Below are 13,507 nucleotides of genomic sequence, written 5' to 3' on the forward strand. Positions count from 1 at the left end.
ATCAGTTCAGCACCACCGCACCACGGTTTTCCAGCTTGCGGCGGCGCGCCACCAGCAGGCCGGCGGCAACTACCATGAGGCTCAGCAGGCCGGTTGCGAGGATTTCCACGCGGTGGGCTTCCTGGAACAGCATGATGGTCAGGGCCGCGACGATGAAGATGATCACCGCGTAGGTCAGGCCCGGGAACAGCCACATGCTGAAGACGATTTTCTCGCCGCGGGCCATGCGTTGTTTACGCATGCGCAGTTGCGAGAACGCGATCACCAGGTACACCAGCAGCGCGATGGCGCCGGAGCTGGCCAGCAGGAATTCGAACACGGCAGCCGGGGCCACATAGTTGGCGAAGGTGCAGAGGAACGCCGCGCCGGTCGACAGCATGACGGCCCAGTAAGGCGTGCCGCTTTTGTTGACCCGAGTCGACATCGCCGGTGCATCGCCGCGCTTGCCGAGGGAGAACAGCATGCGCGACGAGGTATACAGCGCCGAGTTCAGGCAACTGGTGACCGCGACCAGCACCACGATGTCGACGATCATTTTCGCGTTCGGAATGCCCATGCGCTCAAGCACGGTCTGGTAAGAACCGAGGTTGGCCAGCGTCGGATCGTTCCACGGCACCAGGGCCACAACGATGAAGATCGAGACGAGGTAGAACAGGCCGATCCGCCAGATCACCGAGTTGGTGGCCTTGGAAATCTGCTTGCCCGGGTTCTTCGATTCCGCAGCCGCGATGGTCACGATTTCGGTTCCCATGAACGAGAACATGGTGGTCAGGATGGCGCCCAATACCGCACCCATGCCGTTTGGCAGGAAGCCGCCGGAGTCGAACAAGTGCGAAACGCCGCTGACCTGACTGTTCGGCAGGAAACCGAAGATCGCCGCGAGGCCGAGGATGATGAAGCCGATGATCGCCAGGACTTTGATCAGGGCAAACCAGAATTCGAACTCACCGTAGTTTTTCACGCTGAACAGGTTGGTCACCGTGAGCAACATGGTGATGACCAAGGCAAAGGCCCAGATCTCCACACTCGGAAACCAGGCGTGCAGGATGGTCGCGGCAGCGTTGGCTTCCAATGGAATCACCAATACCCAGAACCACCAGTACAACCAGCCGATGGTGAAGCCGGCCCAGTGCCCGATGGCACGGTCGGCATACGTCGAGAAAGAGCCGGTGTCGGGCGAAGCGACAGCCATTTCACCGAGCATGCGCATCACCAGCACCACCAGGGTACCGGCGGCGGCGTAAGCCAGCAGCACGGCAGGGCCGGCGGCAGCGATGGCGTGGCCGGAGCCAACGAACAGACCGGCGCCGATAACACCGGCGATCGACAACATGGTCACATGACGCGGTTTGAGCCCCTGTTCGAGGCCATTGGAGCTTGGGGTACTGCTCATCGAAACTACCTTTGCGAGGAAAGCGATTGCGTCCGACCTGCCTGGTTTCCTTCTCGTAAAAAGAAACCAACAGGGCGTTCCAGATTCTGCACGCAATAAATGCGCCAAAATGTTTCAAACTCTTCTGGCCCGCGGCTTTGAACGCGACCGGACAGTCATCGCAAGTCCTTAAAATTAATGGCAATTCGCCAGAGCGTTACCCTGCGACTCACTTTTCAAGCGAACAGGCGCACCAGAAACACACTGAAAAAGTGTGGGATGCACAATAAAAGGGCGAATCAGGAACGTTCGGCCGGATAGCGCTTCCAACACCCCGCCAAAGCTGGCAACATCGCGCCTTTTTTTACGCAACACCCACGGGCCTGCACGTTCAAACACCCGTTCGGTTGTTGATGGGGCGACAGTCTGCTGTGCCGATGCGACAACCCGCCACACGCCATCCGCTTACCGCCCGTAGCGCTGTTGGCTGCCATTGAAACGCTATGCTAGCTTGGCCGCCTCGCCAGGAAGGCCCGCCAACAGCAGGAGCGCAACATATATGAGGAACGCACATGGCTGAGGCCACGCCCGCGCTTGAAATCCGCAACTTGCACAAACGCTACGGACAGCTTGAGGTGCTCAAAGGCATCTCGCTGACCGCCCGCGACGGCGATGTGATCTCGATCCTCGGTTCCTCCGGTTCCGGCAAGTCCACGTTCCTGCGTTGCATCAACCTGTTGGAAAACCCGCACCAGGGTCAGATTCTGGTGGCCGGTGAAGAACTCAAGCTCAAGCCCGCCAAGAATGGCGAACTGGTTGCTGCGGATGGCAAACAGATCAACCGCCTGCGTTCCGAGATTGGTTTTGTGTTTCAAAACTTTAATCTGTGGCCGCACATGAGCGTGCTCGACAACATCATCGAAGCCCCGCGCCGCGTGCTCGGCCAGAGCAAGGCCGAGGCGATCGAGGTCGCCGAAGCGCTGCTGGCCAAGGTCGGCATCGCCGACAAGCGCCACGCCTATCCGTCGCAATTGTCCGGTGGTCAGCAACAACGCGCCGCGATTGCCCGCACGCTGGCGATGCAGCCGAAGGTGATTCTGTTTGACGAGCCCACCTCCGCCCTTGACCCGGAAATGGTTCAGGAAGTACTTAGTGTCATCCGCGCACTGGCCGAAGAAGGCCGCACCATGCTGTTGGTGACCCACGAAATGAGCTTTGCCCGTCAGGTCTCCAGCGAAGTGGTGTTCCTCCACCAGGGGCTGGTGGAAGAGCAAGGATCGCCTCAGCAGGTGTTCGAAAACCCGCTTTCGGCGCGCTGCAAACAATTCATGTCCAGCAACCGCTAACGGAGCAACATGCATGCAGAATTTTAAAAAGCTCTTCCTGGCTGCCGCCGTCACCCTCGCGTTCAGCGCCGGGGCCATGGCCGAGACCCTGAAGATGGGCATCGAAGCGGCTTACCCGCCGTTCAACAACAAAGACGCCAGCGGCAACGTGGTCGGCTTCGACAAAGACATCGGTGACGCCCTGTGCGCCAAGATGAAAGTCGAGTGCTCGGTGGTCACCTCCGACTGGGACGGCATCATCCCGGCGCTGAACGCCAAGAAGTTCGACTTCCTGGTGTCCTCGCTGTCGATCACCGAAGAGCGCAAGGGCGCGGTGGACTTCACCGACCCGTACTACTCGAACAAGCTGCAGTTCATCGCGCCGAAAAACGTCGATTTCAAAACCGACAAGGACGCACTCAAAGGCAAGATCATCGGCACCCAGCGCGCCACCCTCGCCGGCACCTGGCTTGAGGACACTTACGGTAGCGATATTGAAGTCAAACTCTACGACACCCAGGAAAACGCCTACCTGGACCTGACCTCCGGTCGTGTCGACGCCATCCTCGCCGACAAGTACGCCAACTACGACTGGCTGAAAACCGATGCAGGCAAGGCCTACGAGTTCAAAGGCGACCCGGTCGTGGAAAGCGACAAAATCGGCATCGCCGTGCGCAAAGGTGACCCGCTGCGCGAGAAGCTGAACGCCGCGCTGAAGGAAATCGTCGCCGACGGTACCTACAAGAAGATCAACGACAAGTATTTCCCGTTCAGCATCTATTGATCTGACCTGCGGGACCGGCGCCATCCACCGACGGCGCCGGCTCCCGGCCTTGCCTGCCGCGATTTGAAAAGAAATCCATGATTATCGACCTCTACGGATTCGGCCCGGCCCTCGCCGCCGGTGCACTGATGACCGTCAAACTGGCGCTGACGGCCCTGTGCCTGGGACTGGTACTCGGTCTGCTCGGCGCCTTGGCCAAGACTTCCCCGTACAAGCCGCTGCAGTGGCTTGGCGGCACTTATTCGACCCTGGTGCGTGGCGTCCCGGAATTGCTCTGGGTGCTGTTGATCTACTTCGGTACGGTCAACCTGATGCGCAGCCTCGGTGAGTTTTTCGGTAACCCCGACCTGCAACTCAGCGCCTTTGCCGCTGGCGTAATCGCGCTGGGTCTGTGCTTCGGCGCCTACGCCACGGAAGTGTTCCGCGGCGCGATCCTCGCCATTCCCAAAGGCCACCGTGAAGCCGGTGTGGCGCTGGGCCTATCGAAATGGCGGATCTTCACCAAGTTGATCATGCCGCAGATGTGGCGCATCGCCCTGCCCGGCCTGGGCAACCTGTTCATGATCCTGATGAAAGACACCGCGCTGGTGTCAGTCATCGGTCTGGAAGAAATCATGCGTCACGCGCAAATCGGCGTGACCGTGTCGAAACAACCGTTCACCTTCTATCTGGTGGCCGCAGTCATGTACCTCGGCCTGACGGTGCTGGCGATGACCGGCATGCACTTCCTGGAAAAACGCGCCGCTCGCGGCTTTGCGAGGAGCGCTTCATGAACTGGGAAGTGATCATCAAGTGGCTGCCGAAACTGGCGCAGGGCGCGACCCTGACCTTGGAGCTGGTGGCGATTGCCGTGATTGCCGGCCTGCTGCTGGCGATTCCGCTGGGCATCGCCCGCTCGTCGAAGCTGTGGTACGTGCGCGCCTTGCCCTACGCCTACATCTTCTTTTTCCGTGGCACGCCGCTGCTGGTGCAACTGTTCCTCGTCTACTACGGCCTGGCGCAGTTCGATGCGGTGCGCAGCAGCGCGCTGTGGCCGTACCTGCGCGATCCGTTCTGGTGTACCACCGCGACCATGACCCTGCACACGGCGGCGTACATCGCGGAGATCCTGCGCGGCGCGATCCAGGCGATTCCGCCGGGCGAAATCGAAGCGGCGCGAGCACTGGGCATGTCCAAGCCCAAGGCGATGTTCTACATCATGCTGCCGCGTGCAGCGCGCATCGGCCTGCCGGCCTACAGCAACGAAGTGATCCTGATGCTCAAGGCCAGCGCACTGGCGAGCACCGTGACTCTGCTGGAACTGACCGGCATGGCCCGCACGATCATCGCCCGCACCTACCTGCCGGTGGAAATCTTCTTCGCCGCCGGCGTGTTCTATCTGCTGATGTCCTACGTGCTGGTGCGCGGCTTCAAGCTGCTGGAGCGCTGGCTGCGCGTCGATGCCTGCCAAGGGCGTTGAAACTTCCCACGTGCTGACGGGCGAGGCCCTACTCGCCCGCTTCACCGCGCTGGATGCTTTTCTTACGGCGCATCAGGCGCTGTGGAAACCTCGTCCGTTCACTCATCTTTCGCTCCCGTGGGAAACGGCCTACCCGCAATTGTCTTCCTGGCTACGCAGACGGTCACTGGAAGATGCAGAGCGGGCGCACAACCATCCTGCCGATCTCGTCGACGCCCCGGAGCCGTTCGCCTCTTTGGCGGCGTTGTCGGCTGAGCTGAGCGCAGTGGGTGAGTTGCCGGGACATGCGCTGGAAACTGCAGGCCATCGATTGAATGTCGACGTGCCGGGACGCAAGTGGCAGCAGATTGAAGCGTTCGGCAGCCGTTTGTCTTTCGCCTCGCCGCCAACGCATTGGCTGGACTGGTGTTCCGGCAAAGGGCATTTGGGCCGGCGCCTGTTGAGCGCCGGGCAACAGCTGACCTGTGTTGAATACGATCCGGCGCTGGTCGCCAGCGGTCAGGCTCTGAGTCAGCGCCATCATTTGCATGCCCTGCATGTCGAGCAGGATGTGCTGGCCGCAGACGCGGCGAACGTGTTGAGCGCTCACCACACCCCGGTCGCCCTGCACGCCTGCGGCGATCTGCATGTGCGCTTGATGCAACTGGCGAGCGCTGCCGGATGTCAGAGGATGGCTATCGCGCCGTGCTGCTACAACAGGATCAATCGCAGCGAGTACCACGCATTGTCCTCAGCGGGTTTGCGATCCGCCCTACAGCTCTCGCTCGAAGATCTGGCGCTGCCCATGAGCGAAACCGTCACCGCCGGTGCAAGAGTCCGACGTCAGCGCGACACCTCCATGGCCCGGCGCCTGGCTTTCGATTTGCTGCAACGGCAAGTGCGTGAAGTAGACGAATACCTGCCTACCCCGTCCCTGCCCAGCGCCTGGCTGGACAAAACCTTCGCCGATTACTGCCGCGATCTGGCTGCATTGAAGGAGTTATCCACAATCGGCACGCCGAACTGGCAGGCACTGGAAGCTGCCGGTTGGCAGCAATTGGCCGAAGTTCGCAACCTGGAATTACTGCGCGGACTGTTCCGACGACCGCTGGAGCTTTGGCTGATTCTTGATCGAGCCATTTTCCTCGCCGAACAGGGGTACGTCGTACGACTCGGCACCTTCTGCGACAGCTCGCTGACGCCGCGTAATTTTCTGCTGCTGGCCGAACGCGCTTAAAATCTTTACAGCCTGTGGATAACTCTGTTGATGGTTTCCCCGTGGATCCAATATCCACGGCCATTGCATGACAAAAACAGCATTGGTCATTTTTTGTTCATATTGATAAAAAACCTGTAAAACAGGGCTTTGCACACAAAATGAGAACGTGTCCACAAAATCCCCTGCAACGGCAAGGTCGCGCCGATCCGTTGTGCATAAGCTTCCAATCAAAAGGACATAAAAGGGTTAAATGGGTGCTTGAACAGCGCAAAAATCCTGCCATCACTCTCATGCTGGATTGACGTCGAACAGCCAGATTTTACGGCTTAAAACCCAGCGACACAGCCCATGCCGCGCCTGATACAGCGCGTGCGTAAAAATAGTCTGAATTCAGGGGTTTACAGAACCCACCCAATCGCTATAATCGTCGCCCACACGCCGGTATAGCTCAGTTGGTAGAGCAACTGACTTGTAATCAGTAGGTCCCGGGTTCGACTCCTGGTGCCGGCACCATACAAAACAAAGCCCCTGCAGAAATGCAGGGGCTTTGTTGTTTCTGGTGTTTGGACTCCGCAGAGGTTTCCACATTGCTGCGACCAGACCTGCGGCCCCTTATCTCAAACTCCGTCCCCCCGTGCTTCAAGCCGTTACAATTTCACATCAGCCCAACATTGACGGCCTCTCGCACCTACCTATAATGCACCCCAACACACCCGCCAAGCCTAGGTTGACCCAGTCAGCAAGCTCAAATCGTGCGGGTTTTTTTTGCCCGGAGAAAACTACATGAGGCCCTTCGACAAGCCGGCCCTCAGCGTAGAACAGCAATTGGAACTGCTAAAGCAACGAGGCCTGCAAGTCGCAAACGACGACCGCGCCATGCGTTTCCTGGAAGTGGTCACGCTGTTTCGCCTGAGCCCCTATATGCGCCCTTTTCAGGAAACGAACCCTGAACACACCTTCAAGCCTGGTAGCACTCTGAAAGCAGTCGTCGACATCTATCGTTTCGACGGCTCGTTGCGACGCATTACCATGGATGCTATCGAACGTGTCGAAGTCGCCATACGAGCGACTATCAGCAACCACATGTGCCCTAAGTACGGGCCTGACTGGATAGCTGAAGCGTCAATCTTCTCCTCGTCATACTCACATTCGGATTTATTGCGGCCCCTGCAAGATCAACTGAGCAAGGAACGCAACAAACTTGGACATGAGATTGATCGTATAAAAAAGAGCAGCCGAGCAGATCAGATCCAGCAGCAGCGAATTGAAAATCGCACACGCGATAACTATTTTCGATTCTACGGATCGACCTATTCCCATCCCGAGTTGCCACCCGCCTGGGCTGTTCTGGAAGAACTGAGCCTTGGAACGGTGTCCACCCTATTCAATGCCATAGGCAAAAGCGTCGACAAAAAAGCGATCGCGAGCAGATTCAATCTGCCCTTCGAGGTATTGGCCTCCTGGCTACACACCCTGACCTTCATCCGAAACTGCTGCGCCCACCACTCACGACTTTGGAACCGGGAACTCTCGATTCGACCATCCTTACCTAAGGAATGGGTCATCCAAAACGCGCCTGGCGACCGGCCTCAGCCTAAGCAGCGGCTATATATTGTGCTGACGATGCTGGCGTATCTAACCGATTTGCTCAGTCCAGACAGCCAGTGGAAGTTTCAATTGGCTGAAATGTTGGACCAGAGAGAGCAGGGGTATTTGAGACTTATGGGGTTTCCAGACGACTGGAAACGTCAGCCGCAATGGTGTTTGGAGTAAGAGACGCCAGCATTCTTGCTTTGGCCATTGCGCGCGGAGAAGTGGCAAGAGAGAGCGTTTTGCCTAACACCTTTCAAGCCTTCATCTGACGTACAGATTCCCGCAAGTCCTGCTGGAATTGCTCCAGTTCATCGACCATCGCTGATTTCCTCCTTCAGTTGCTTAAGGGCTACAGGCAAGTTGTCGAGCTTTGCCTTGGCGTAGGCAATGAGCAACCAAATCGAGCCGTCAAAATGCGCACGAGACGGCCCCGCCGTATAAACAATCCATAAACGCTTATGGGAGCAGTTCGACGAAATGCTGGCGCGAAGCCTTGAGAAATCTGTTGTAACGAGAAGCCACCACTAGCCACCGTTGCCAATACGCCCCACGCAAAGCTACCGTTAATCCCGTCGCTGCCAATTCAGCAACCGGGCCTGAGAACCCGAGTAAGATACAGGCGCACCAACGCCCCACCTCACGACTGCCAGCGCTTTTTTGTGCCCACATCCACGTGCAATGGCGGCTGTGCGTGGGAGACCTTCGGGTCTGCCGGGTTCCTGTATCTCCGGTTTCTCAGCCTGCGCATAGCTGCCACCCTTTCGCCTGAGAACGAAAATGGCGGCTCTCATTTGATACAGGGAGTTCACAAATGAATGCCATTGATCCATCCGTAATCCGTCGCGCTGCCACACCGGTCACCTCACGCCACGCCTTACGCAGGGCAGGTGAAGCGAAATGACCGACTACCTTGATTTGAAAACCCCAGGCCTTACGCACTTTTCCTTCCAGGCCAATCAAGCGCTGTTCCGTACCAATCGTGGTGTTCCAGTGATGGCCGCTCTCTCGCACGCCTCACACTTGCTTCACATCTCCAAGCTGCTGACCGCCGACTCCACAGTTTCTCGCGATCCCGACCTTCACGCTTATGCCTCGCAGTATCTGCAGGAGTTGAGCAAGGCGCTGATCGACGATGTGGTGAAAGTGCTGGATGCGCCAACAGCAAGCCATTGACGTTAACCACCAATAAGAGGCCCTCGCCATACCGCGAGGGCTTCATGCGATTCACACCTGACTGATCTCAAACACAAACGAAATCCTGCGTTGACTCGCACTCCACACATACCGCAAATGCTTGCCCTGCTTCGGAATCGACACCGCTGGCGGCCGGAACGCAGCGACACATTCGTGGCCCGGCAAACGCACGCTGTTGTAGAGCATTCCCCACGATTCAGACTCGCGCAGTTGTCGGGCAAACGCCTGTGACGGGCCATAGGCTTCCGGATCGGGTTGATGCAAATGTGCAAAACCATCACGGACATCGTGCAGCGGCTTAACCACCCGATTGACGTAAGTCCGCATGGTCAACTCAAGATCCGCTTCGTGGGTGGCCGCGAGGAAACGTTCCTGGTGATAGCAGGTTTCGGCGATGGCCGCGGCCTGGCTGCTGGCGGCGTAGTAGACGCCGAAGGTGCCATCGGTGAAGCGGCTGCTTTTGCCGATGTGGGTAAACGCCGCCATCACCGGGGTTGAACCGGGGCCGGCGAGCCGGTCTTCGGGGCGCACGCGGGCGAGGACGCCGGCCTGTTCGATCAGGCGATCATTGGTCAGTGCTTCCAGCGCGTAGGCGACTTCCAGGTCTTCGGGGTCGAGCACGTCTTCGAACAACGCAATCGGCGGGAAGCTGCTGTTGACGATCCGGTAGGCCTTGGGCCATTGCGGCTCAGCCAGCGGCGGGGCCTTCAACCGCGCACCCCGTCGAGGTAGCGGCGTACGTCGGCGATGTCGACCACCCTCCCCGCCAGCATGTAATCCAGCGCGGTCCGGCCATTGAATGGCGCAGCCGTATTGGGGCTGCTGACCCACGTATAAGCGCGCTCGTGGCTGTTGCTGAAGATGATGCTCAAGGCCTTGTGAATGCCCATCAGATACGAGATGCGCTCCAGCGTGTCGTGCGGTAGGCGAATGTTTGGCGGCAGGTGTTTGTATTTGTAGAACGTGGTGTTGCCGACGCCGCCCAGCAGCGTGCGCTGCTGCTCGGCGCTGCAGCCCCAGCGCTCCATGAGATTGAAGAAAAACTTCAGCGCGACGCGCCCGGCCTCGGGGACGTCGAGTTGTTCGCGTGGGGTGAGGGCTGGGGATGAGGTAGGCATAGACGCCTCCTGATTTTTTGTCTTAGCAGAAGACTAGTACATAACTGTAGTTCTTTAGAATTTTTATACACAAACGAACAATCGTAACGATCAAACGCACAGAAGCCGGAGTTAAGCCGGCTGATGTATTTCTGTGCTATTTAAACAATTCTGAATGGCTCCCTAAATCCACAAACGTGATCAGGTCTGGGCGTGTGTTCTCGTAAACCATCAGAAAATCGCCACCGATATGACACTCGCGGAATCCAGACCAATCTCCAGTCAGCGCATGATCCAGATACTCTGCCGGTAACTGCTGCCCCAAAAACAACATCGCCATCACCTTCCGGACGTCGTTCATGTCTCGCCTTCCGGCGCGGTTATAACGATCCCAAGACTTCTTGAATTCAGAAGTCTGTGCACACTGTTTAGGCCGATCAGCGCGTTTTTGTGTTTTCTCCGGTTTCGCCATCAGCAGTCCTCAGCATGTCGTCTATCGAGTCGAAACGCTGACGGATTTCTCGCGCTTCCATCATTGCGCGGGCCGTTTTCTCTGATGGAACTCGCACATCGAAGGGAAGCCCCTGAGTGGCAACAACCTGCCGCAGAAAAAGTCGCATGGCGTCGCTAATGCTCAGCCCGCAAGCGTTCAAGACTTCAGTGGCACGCGCTTTCAAATCCTCATCAATGCGGCAGCGCACATCGGTAGTTTTCAGTAGTGCAGCCATTTCCATTACCTCATCGTGATTTTGTAGCTACATAAGCGCTACCTCTGCATTGTTGTCGGAGGGATCTTCGTCGGTCAACGCGAAGTTGATAGGTGGTTATCTACCGCCATGGCTCGCATGCCAGACGACCATTTCAACTCCTTTGACAAGGTAGGTGCTATCAGCTGAATCGTTACTTTTCCTGAGACCTATCTGCGCGTAACGCAGGGAAAAACCCCGGAAGATGTAACCTGTTTCTCTTCGAAAAAAATCGTCCCACGCACCAAAACCACGCACTTTTCTTGACCCCAATCACCCCCACGTCATCAAAAATCCCGATCCTGTGTCAGCTTCCAGCCATCGGCAGGGACATCAATTCGCTACTAAACCCGCGACAACTATGCTCAGGTGCTGGAATATAGCCGGCATATGACGCCGGACCGGCAGTCTCGTAAACAACAATACCCAGCCCACTTCAGAGGGCATTACCCATGGATAGCAGAACCTTACGCAACCTCATGCGCATCGTGCAGACCGGCTCGTTGTCGGCCGCAGCCGAGCATTCGTGCCTGACTGTGCAGGCCCTGGCCGCGCAGTTGAACAAGGTCGAAGAGCAGTTCGGTTTCCGCTTGTTTCGACGTTCCAACAAAGGGCTGACGCTGACGCCGCAAGGCACGGAGCTGACGCCCTACATGGACAAAGTGCTGATTGCCACGCGACAGATGGAAGAAAAGGTCGAGGCGCTTAAGGTACCCGGCCAGCGCACATTGAAGGTTGCGTTGAACAACACGTTGTCGTCTGACTTCAACCGGCGAATGATCGGACGCCTGATTGAGGTGTTTCCCGATTACCAGATGGAATTCAGCTACGCCGAGTCGATGGAAAACCTCAGCAAGCTGAAGAATGAGGACTTTGACCTCGCGGTGCTGATCGGCCCGCAGCGGCCGGGTTTGCCGAGCATTGTTTTGCCGGATGTGCAGGTGCAGGTGGTCGGTGCCCATTGCGGGCAGGAAAACGATCCACTGACGTTGCTGGGCAACAAGTTTCAGGTGCGTCCTGCGGAAGATTGTCCGTATTCCCACAGCTTCCTGCGTTTTCTCGACGCCGGACTGGGCAATCACGAGAACGGTCAGCGCATGGTTTATTCCTGCAGCGAGACCCTGACGCTGTCGTTGATCACGCAGATGGACGCAGTCGGCATGGTGTCGCGTGAGGCCGCGCAAAAGAACGGCCTGACGATATTCCCCGGTTTCGAGGATTTTCTCGAAGTGCGTCTGGCGGTGAACAACCCTAACCTGTCAGGCCAGGCCCTGAACGACGTGGTCGATCTGCCGCTACATGAACGAGCCGAGCGCAATGTACGCAGCCGTCCCAACCGCCACACTGAGAAAGAGGTTTTTGCTGAAATACGCACATAACAACGTCGGAATGGCTGCATAAAATTCCGGGCGATCGAGCTGTATGTGCTGATCCTTGATCAACAAGGGTGTCAGGCTGATCGCAGCGACGATCGCCACCGGCAGGTATTCCAGCGCCCGCGCAACGAATGGCGGCCAGTGCTCGGTGTTGACTTGCAGCGGCAGCGCGCGTGGCAGGAAGGTCACGGCCATCATCAGCGCGACCACCAGGATCAGGAACGTTTGGTCAGGCATACACCCACTCCGCAGCCCACAAACGTGGCGATGAATACGTTGAATGGCGAAGTGCCGACCAGGCTCAGCGCGCCCATGCAAACGACGGCAGCCGCGGCGGCGATGAGTTTGTTGCGGGTGTTGCACAGCGACACCAGCACGTAGAGCATCATCGCGGTCAGTGCGTAGTCGAGCTGATATTTGATCAGGTGCGATGCATATTGCGCGCAGACGGCGCCCAACAATCCTCCCAGCACCCATGAGGTGTGGCAGAACAGGTTGAAGCCGATCAGGTAACGGATGTTGACCGGCGCGCCGGTGCCCAATTTGACGCTGTGAAACGCGAAGGATTCGTCGGTCAGTCCACCGGCGTAGGCCCAGCGTTCCATGCGGCTCAGGCCCAATGCGCGCAGGGCCTTGGCCATGTACACCGACATCAGCATGTGCCGCGCATTGATCAGGAAGGTGGTCAATACGATGGTGGTCAGCGAAGCACCGCTGGAGATCAGCGCCAGCGCGGCGAATTGCGAAGCGCCGGCGTAGACGAACAAACACATCGCCACCGGCAGCCACATCGGCAGCCCGGCATTGACCGCCATCAGCCCGAACACGAATGACACCGTAAAGTAACCGGCCACCACCGGGCTGGCTTCGGCAAACGTGCGCGATGGCTGATGGGCAGCCATCAGCGGCGCACTGCCGGACGTTTCATTCATAGATCCCTCTCAAATGTCCGCTCGCCGTGGGGTTCGCAAAAACCCTGGGCAGTCCAGAATCGCTTGCCCGCGAGGTTAGCATCGTCGACGAACAGAAACATCCGTAATACACCGACCCGTTTCATGTCGGACGACGCCGCTTCCACCAGCCGCTGGCCGACGCCCTGGCTGCGATAGCGTGGGCTGACCGCCAAGTGGTTGATGGTGCCGCGACTACCAAGCATGCCGCCGAGCACCGCACCGACGATCTCGCCAGCGACATCGAAGGCCAAATAGGCCGTGGTGGTCTTCTGGATCAACACGCCGCGCAGGCATTTGGCGTCCTGCCATTCGCAGAACGACACTTCGTCGAACTGGCGGAAGAAGCGCTCCATGCGCTGCGCGTCCTTGGCGGTGGCACGTCGCAGCACCACCGGCGTCGAGCACTCAAC

At 58.1% G+C, this 13,507-nt stretch carries 16 protein-coding genes, 1 tRNA gene and 1 pseudogene; 9 read left to right on the top strand and 9 right to left on the bottom strand.

The window, feature by feature from the left end:
* Position 1 precedes the first annotated feature (1 nt).
* Entirely contained in the window at positions 2-1,393 is a 1,392-nt protein-coding gene (gabP, locus tag AB1J88_RS19095) for a GABA permease (RefSeq protein ID WP_041071354.1), read from the bottom strand.
* A gap of 551 nt (positions 1,394-1,944) precedes the next feature.
* On the opposite strand from gabP, the gene AB1J88_RS19100 reads away from it, so the two are divergent.
* The 7 genes from AB1J88_RS19100 (at position 1,945) to AB1J88_RS19130 (ending at position 7,911) form a co-directional block, all read left to right on the top strand.
* On the top strand, positions 1,945-2,718 hold the full coding sequence (locus tag AB1J88_RS19100; RefSeq protein ID WP_174377159.1) for an ABC transporter ATP-binding protein: 774 nt from the start codon (positions 1,945-1,947) through the stop codon (positions 2,716-2,718).
* Positions 2,719-2,731: 13 nt separating this feature from the next.
* Positions 2,732-3,481: an ABC transporter substrate-binding protein gene (locus AB1J88_RS19105; RefSeq protein ID WP_430291736.1), complete on the top strand. Its 750-nt coding sequence runs from the start codon at positions 2,732-2,734 to the stop codon at positions 3,479-3,481.
* 77 nt (positions 3,482-3,558) lie between these two features.
* Entirely contained in the window at positions 3,559-4,254 is a 696-nt protein-coding gene (locus AB1J88_RS19110) for an ABC transporter permease (protein WP_007961693.1), read from the top strand.
* Entirely contained in the window at positions 4,251-4,940 is a 690-nt protein-coding gene (locus tag AB1J88_RS19115) for an ABC transporter permease (RefSeq protein ID WP_003220713.1), read from the top strand. The genes AB1J88_RS19110 and AB1J88_RS19115 overlap by 4 nt, the downstream gene beginning before the upstream one ends.
* On the top strand, positions 4,921-6,156 hold the full coding sequence (locus AB1J88_RS19120; protein ID WP_430291737.1) for a methyltransferase: 1,236 nt from the start codon (positions 4,921-4,923) through the stop codon (positions 6,154-6,156). Before AB1J88_RS19115 ends, AB1J88_RS19120 begins: the two co-directional genes overlap by 20 nt.
* Before the next feature lie 419 nt (positions 6,157-6,575).
* A tRNA-Thr gene (locus AB1J88_RS19125) sits at positions 6,576-6,651 on the top strand.
* A gap of 270 nt (positions 6,652-6,921) precedes the next feature.
* Positions 6,922-7,911, top strand: a complete 990-nt coding sequence (locus AB1J88_RS19130) for an Abi family protein (protein WP_430291738.1) — start codon at positions 6,922-6,924, stop codon at positions 7,909-7,911.
* Between the two features lie 128 nt (positions 7,912-8,039).
* Here AB1J88_RS19130 and AB1J88_RS19135 read toward each other — a convergent pair.
* Positions 8,040-8,141, bottom strand: a pseudogene (locus AB1J88_RS19135) (transcriptional regulator); the annotation flags it as partial.
* Between the two features lie 487 nt (positions 8,142-8,628).
* Between AB1J88_RS19135 and AB1J88_RS19140 the strand changes: the two are divergent.
* Entirely contained in the window at positions 8,629-8,904 is a 276-nt protein-coding gene (locus AB1J88_RS19140; RefSeq protein WP_115985254.1) for a DUF3077 domain-containing protein, read from the top strand.
* Between the two features lie 51 nt (positions 8,905-8,955).
* Here AB1J88_RS19140 and AB1J88_RS19145 read toward each other — a convergent pair whose 3' ends face one another.
* From AB1J88_RS19145 to AB1J88_RS19160, 4 genes are all read right to left on the bottom strand, one after another.
* Positions 8,956-9,636, bottom strand: coding sequence for an RES family NAD+ phosphorylase (locus AB1J88_RS19145; protein ID WP_430291739.1), 681 nt, complete (start codon positions 9,634-9,636; stop codon positions 8,956-8,958).
* Positions 9,633-10,043: an MbcA/ParS/Xre antitoxin family protein gene (locus AB1J88_RS19150; protein ID WP_145595861.1), complete on the bottom strand. Its 411-nt coding sequence runs from the start codon at positions 10,041-10,043 to the stop codon at positions 9,633-9,635. Before AB1J88_RS19150 ends, AB1J88_RS19145 begins: the two co-directional genes overlap by 4 nt.
* A gap of 136 nt (positions 10,044-10,179) precedes the next feature.
* Positions 10,180-10,494 (bottom strand): type II toxin-antitoxin system YafQ family toxin, encoded by a 315-nt coding sequence (locus AB1J88_RS19155; protein WP_430291740.1) that lies wholly within the window; start codon positions 10,492-10,494, stop codon positions 10,180-10,182.
* Positions 10,460-10,750, bottom strand: a complete 291-nt coding sequence (locus AB1J88_RS19160) for a type II toxin-antitoxin system RelB/DinJ family antitoxin (RefSeq protein WP_430291741.1) — start codon at positions 10,748-10,750, stop codon at positions 10,460-10,462. The genes AB1J88_RS19155 and AB1J88_RS19160 overlap by 35 nt, the downstream gene beginning before the upstream one ends.
* A 470-nt stretch (positions 10,751-11,220) precedes the next feature.
* Between AB1J88_RS19160 and AB1J88_RS19165 the strand changes: the two genes are divergently transcribed.
* Positions 11,221-12,147 carry a LysR family transcriptional regulator gene (locus tag AB1J88_RS19165; RefSeq protein ID WP_007961685.1) on the top strand — a complete coding sequence of 309 codons (927 nt, stop codon included), beginning with the start codon at positions 11,221-11,223 and terminating at the stop codon, positions 12,145-12,147.
* Here the strand turns inward: AB1J88_RS19165 and AB1J88_RS19170 are convergent.
* Genes AB1J88_RS19170 through AB1J88_RS19180 form a run of 3 tightly spaced genes read right to left on the bottom strand, consistent with a single transcriptional unit; the run spans position 12,064 to position 13,450 of the window.
* Positions 12,064-12,381 carry an AzlD domain-containing protein gene (locus AB1J88_RS19170; protein WP_007952614.1) on the bottom strand — a complete coding sequence of 106 codons (318 nt, stop codon included), beginning with the start codon at positions 12,379-12,381 and terminating at the stop codon, positions 12,064-12,066. The genes AB1J88_RS19165 and AB1J88_RS19170 overlap by 84 nt on opposite strands.
* Positions 12,360-13,076 carry an AzlC family ABC transporter permease gene (locus AB1J88_RS19175; protein WP_027611235.1) on the bottom strand — a complete coding sequence of 239 codons (717 nt, stop codon included), beginning with the start codon at positions 13,074-13,076 and terminating at the stop codon, positions 12,360-12,362. The genes AB1J88_RS19170 and AB1J88_RS19175 overlap by 22 nt, the downstream gene beginning before the upstream one ends.
* Positions 13,073-13,450, bottom strand: coding sequence for a GNAT family N-acetyltransferase (locus tag AB1J88_RS19180; protein ID WP_008080517.1), 378 nt, complete (start codon positions 13,448-13,450; stop codon positions 13,073-13,075). The genes AB1J88_RS19175 and AB1J88_RS19180 overlap by 4 nt, the downstream gene beginning before the upstream one ends.
* Between the last annotated feature and the right edge of the window lie 57 nt (positions 13,451-13,507).

This window comes from Pseudomonas sp. S8 (genome assembly GCF_050473925.1).
GTDB lineage: Bacteria > Pseudomonadota > Gammaproteobacteria > Pseudomonadales > Pseudomonadaceae > Aquipseudomonas > Aquipseudomonas parakoreensis.

What these genes read in the sequence shown, in the direction of transcription:
- gabP (WP_041071354.1), bottom strand. Translation starts at nt 1,393, where the DNA reads ATGAGCAGTACCCCAAGCTCCAATGGCCTCGAACAGGGGCTCAAACCG.
- AB1J88_RS19100 (WP_174377159.1), top strand. Translation starts at nt 1,945, where the DNA reads ATGGCTGAGGCCACGCCCGCGCTTGAAATCCGCAACTTGCACAAACGC.
- AB1J88_RS19105 (WP_430291736.1), top strand. Translation starts at nt 2,732, where the DNA reads ATGCAGAATTTTAAAAAGCTCTTCCTGGCTGCCGCCGTCACCCTCGCG.
- AB1J88_RS19110 (WP_007961693.1), top strand. Translation starts at nt 3,559, where the DNA reads ATGATTATCGACCTCTACGGATTCGGCCCGGCCCTCGCCGCCGGTGCA.
- AB1J88_RS19115 (WP_003220713.1), top strand. Translation starts at nt 4,251, where the DNA reads ATGAACTGGGAAGTGATCATCAAGTGGCTGCCGAAACTGGCGCAGGGC.
- AB1J88_RS19120 (WP_430291737.1), top strand. Translation starts at nt 4,921, where the DNA reads ATGCCTGCCAAGGGCGTTGAAACTTCCCACGTGCTGACGGGCGAGGCC.
- AB1J88_RS19130 (WP_430291738.1), top strand. Translation starts at nt 6,922, where the DNA reads ATGAGGCCCTTCGACAAGCCGGCCCTCAGCGTAGAACAGCAATTGGAA.
- AB1J88_RS19140 (WP_115985254.1), top strand. Translation starts at nt 8,629, where the DNA reads ATGACCGACTACCTTGATTTGAAAACCCCAGGCCTTACGCACTTTTCC.
- AB1J88_RS19150 (WP_145595861.1), bottom strand. Translation starts at nt 10,043, where the DNA reads ATGCCTACCTCATCCCCAGCCCTCACCCCACGCGAACAACTCGACGTC.
- AB1J88_RS19155 (WP_430291740.1), bottom strand. Translation starts at nt 10,494, where the DNA reads ATGGCGAAACCGGAGAAAACACAAAAACGCGCTGATCGGCCTAAACAG.
- AB1J88_RS19160 (WP_430291741.1), bottom strand. Translation starts at nt 10,750, where the DNA reads ATGGCTGCACTACTGAAAACTACCGATGTGCGCTGCCGCATTGATGAG.
- AB1J88_RS19165 (WP_007961685.1), top strand. Translation starts at nt 11,221, where the DNA reads ATGGATAGCAGAACCTTACGCAACCTCATGCGCATCGTGCAGACCGGC.
- AB1J88_RS19170 (WP_007952614.1), bottom strand. Translation starts at nt 12,381, where the DNA reads ATGCCTGACCAAACGTTCCTGATCCTGGTGGTCGCGCTGATGATGGCC.
- AB1J88_RS19175 (WP_027611235.1), bottom strand. Translation starts at nt 13,076, where the DNA reads ATGAATGAAACGTCCGGCAGTGCGCCGCTGATGGCTGCCCATCAGCCA.
- AB1J88_RS19180 (WP_008080517.1), bottom strand. Translation starts at nt 13,450, where the DNA reads ATGGAGCGCTTCTTCCGCCAGTTCGACGAAGTGTCGTTCTGCGAATGG.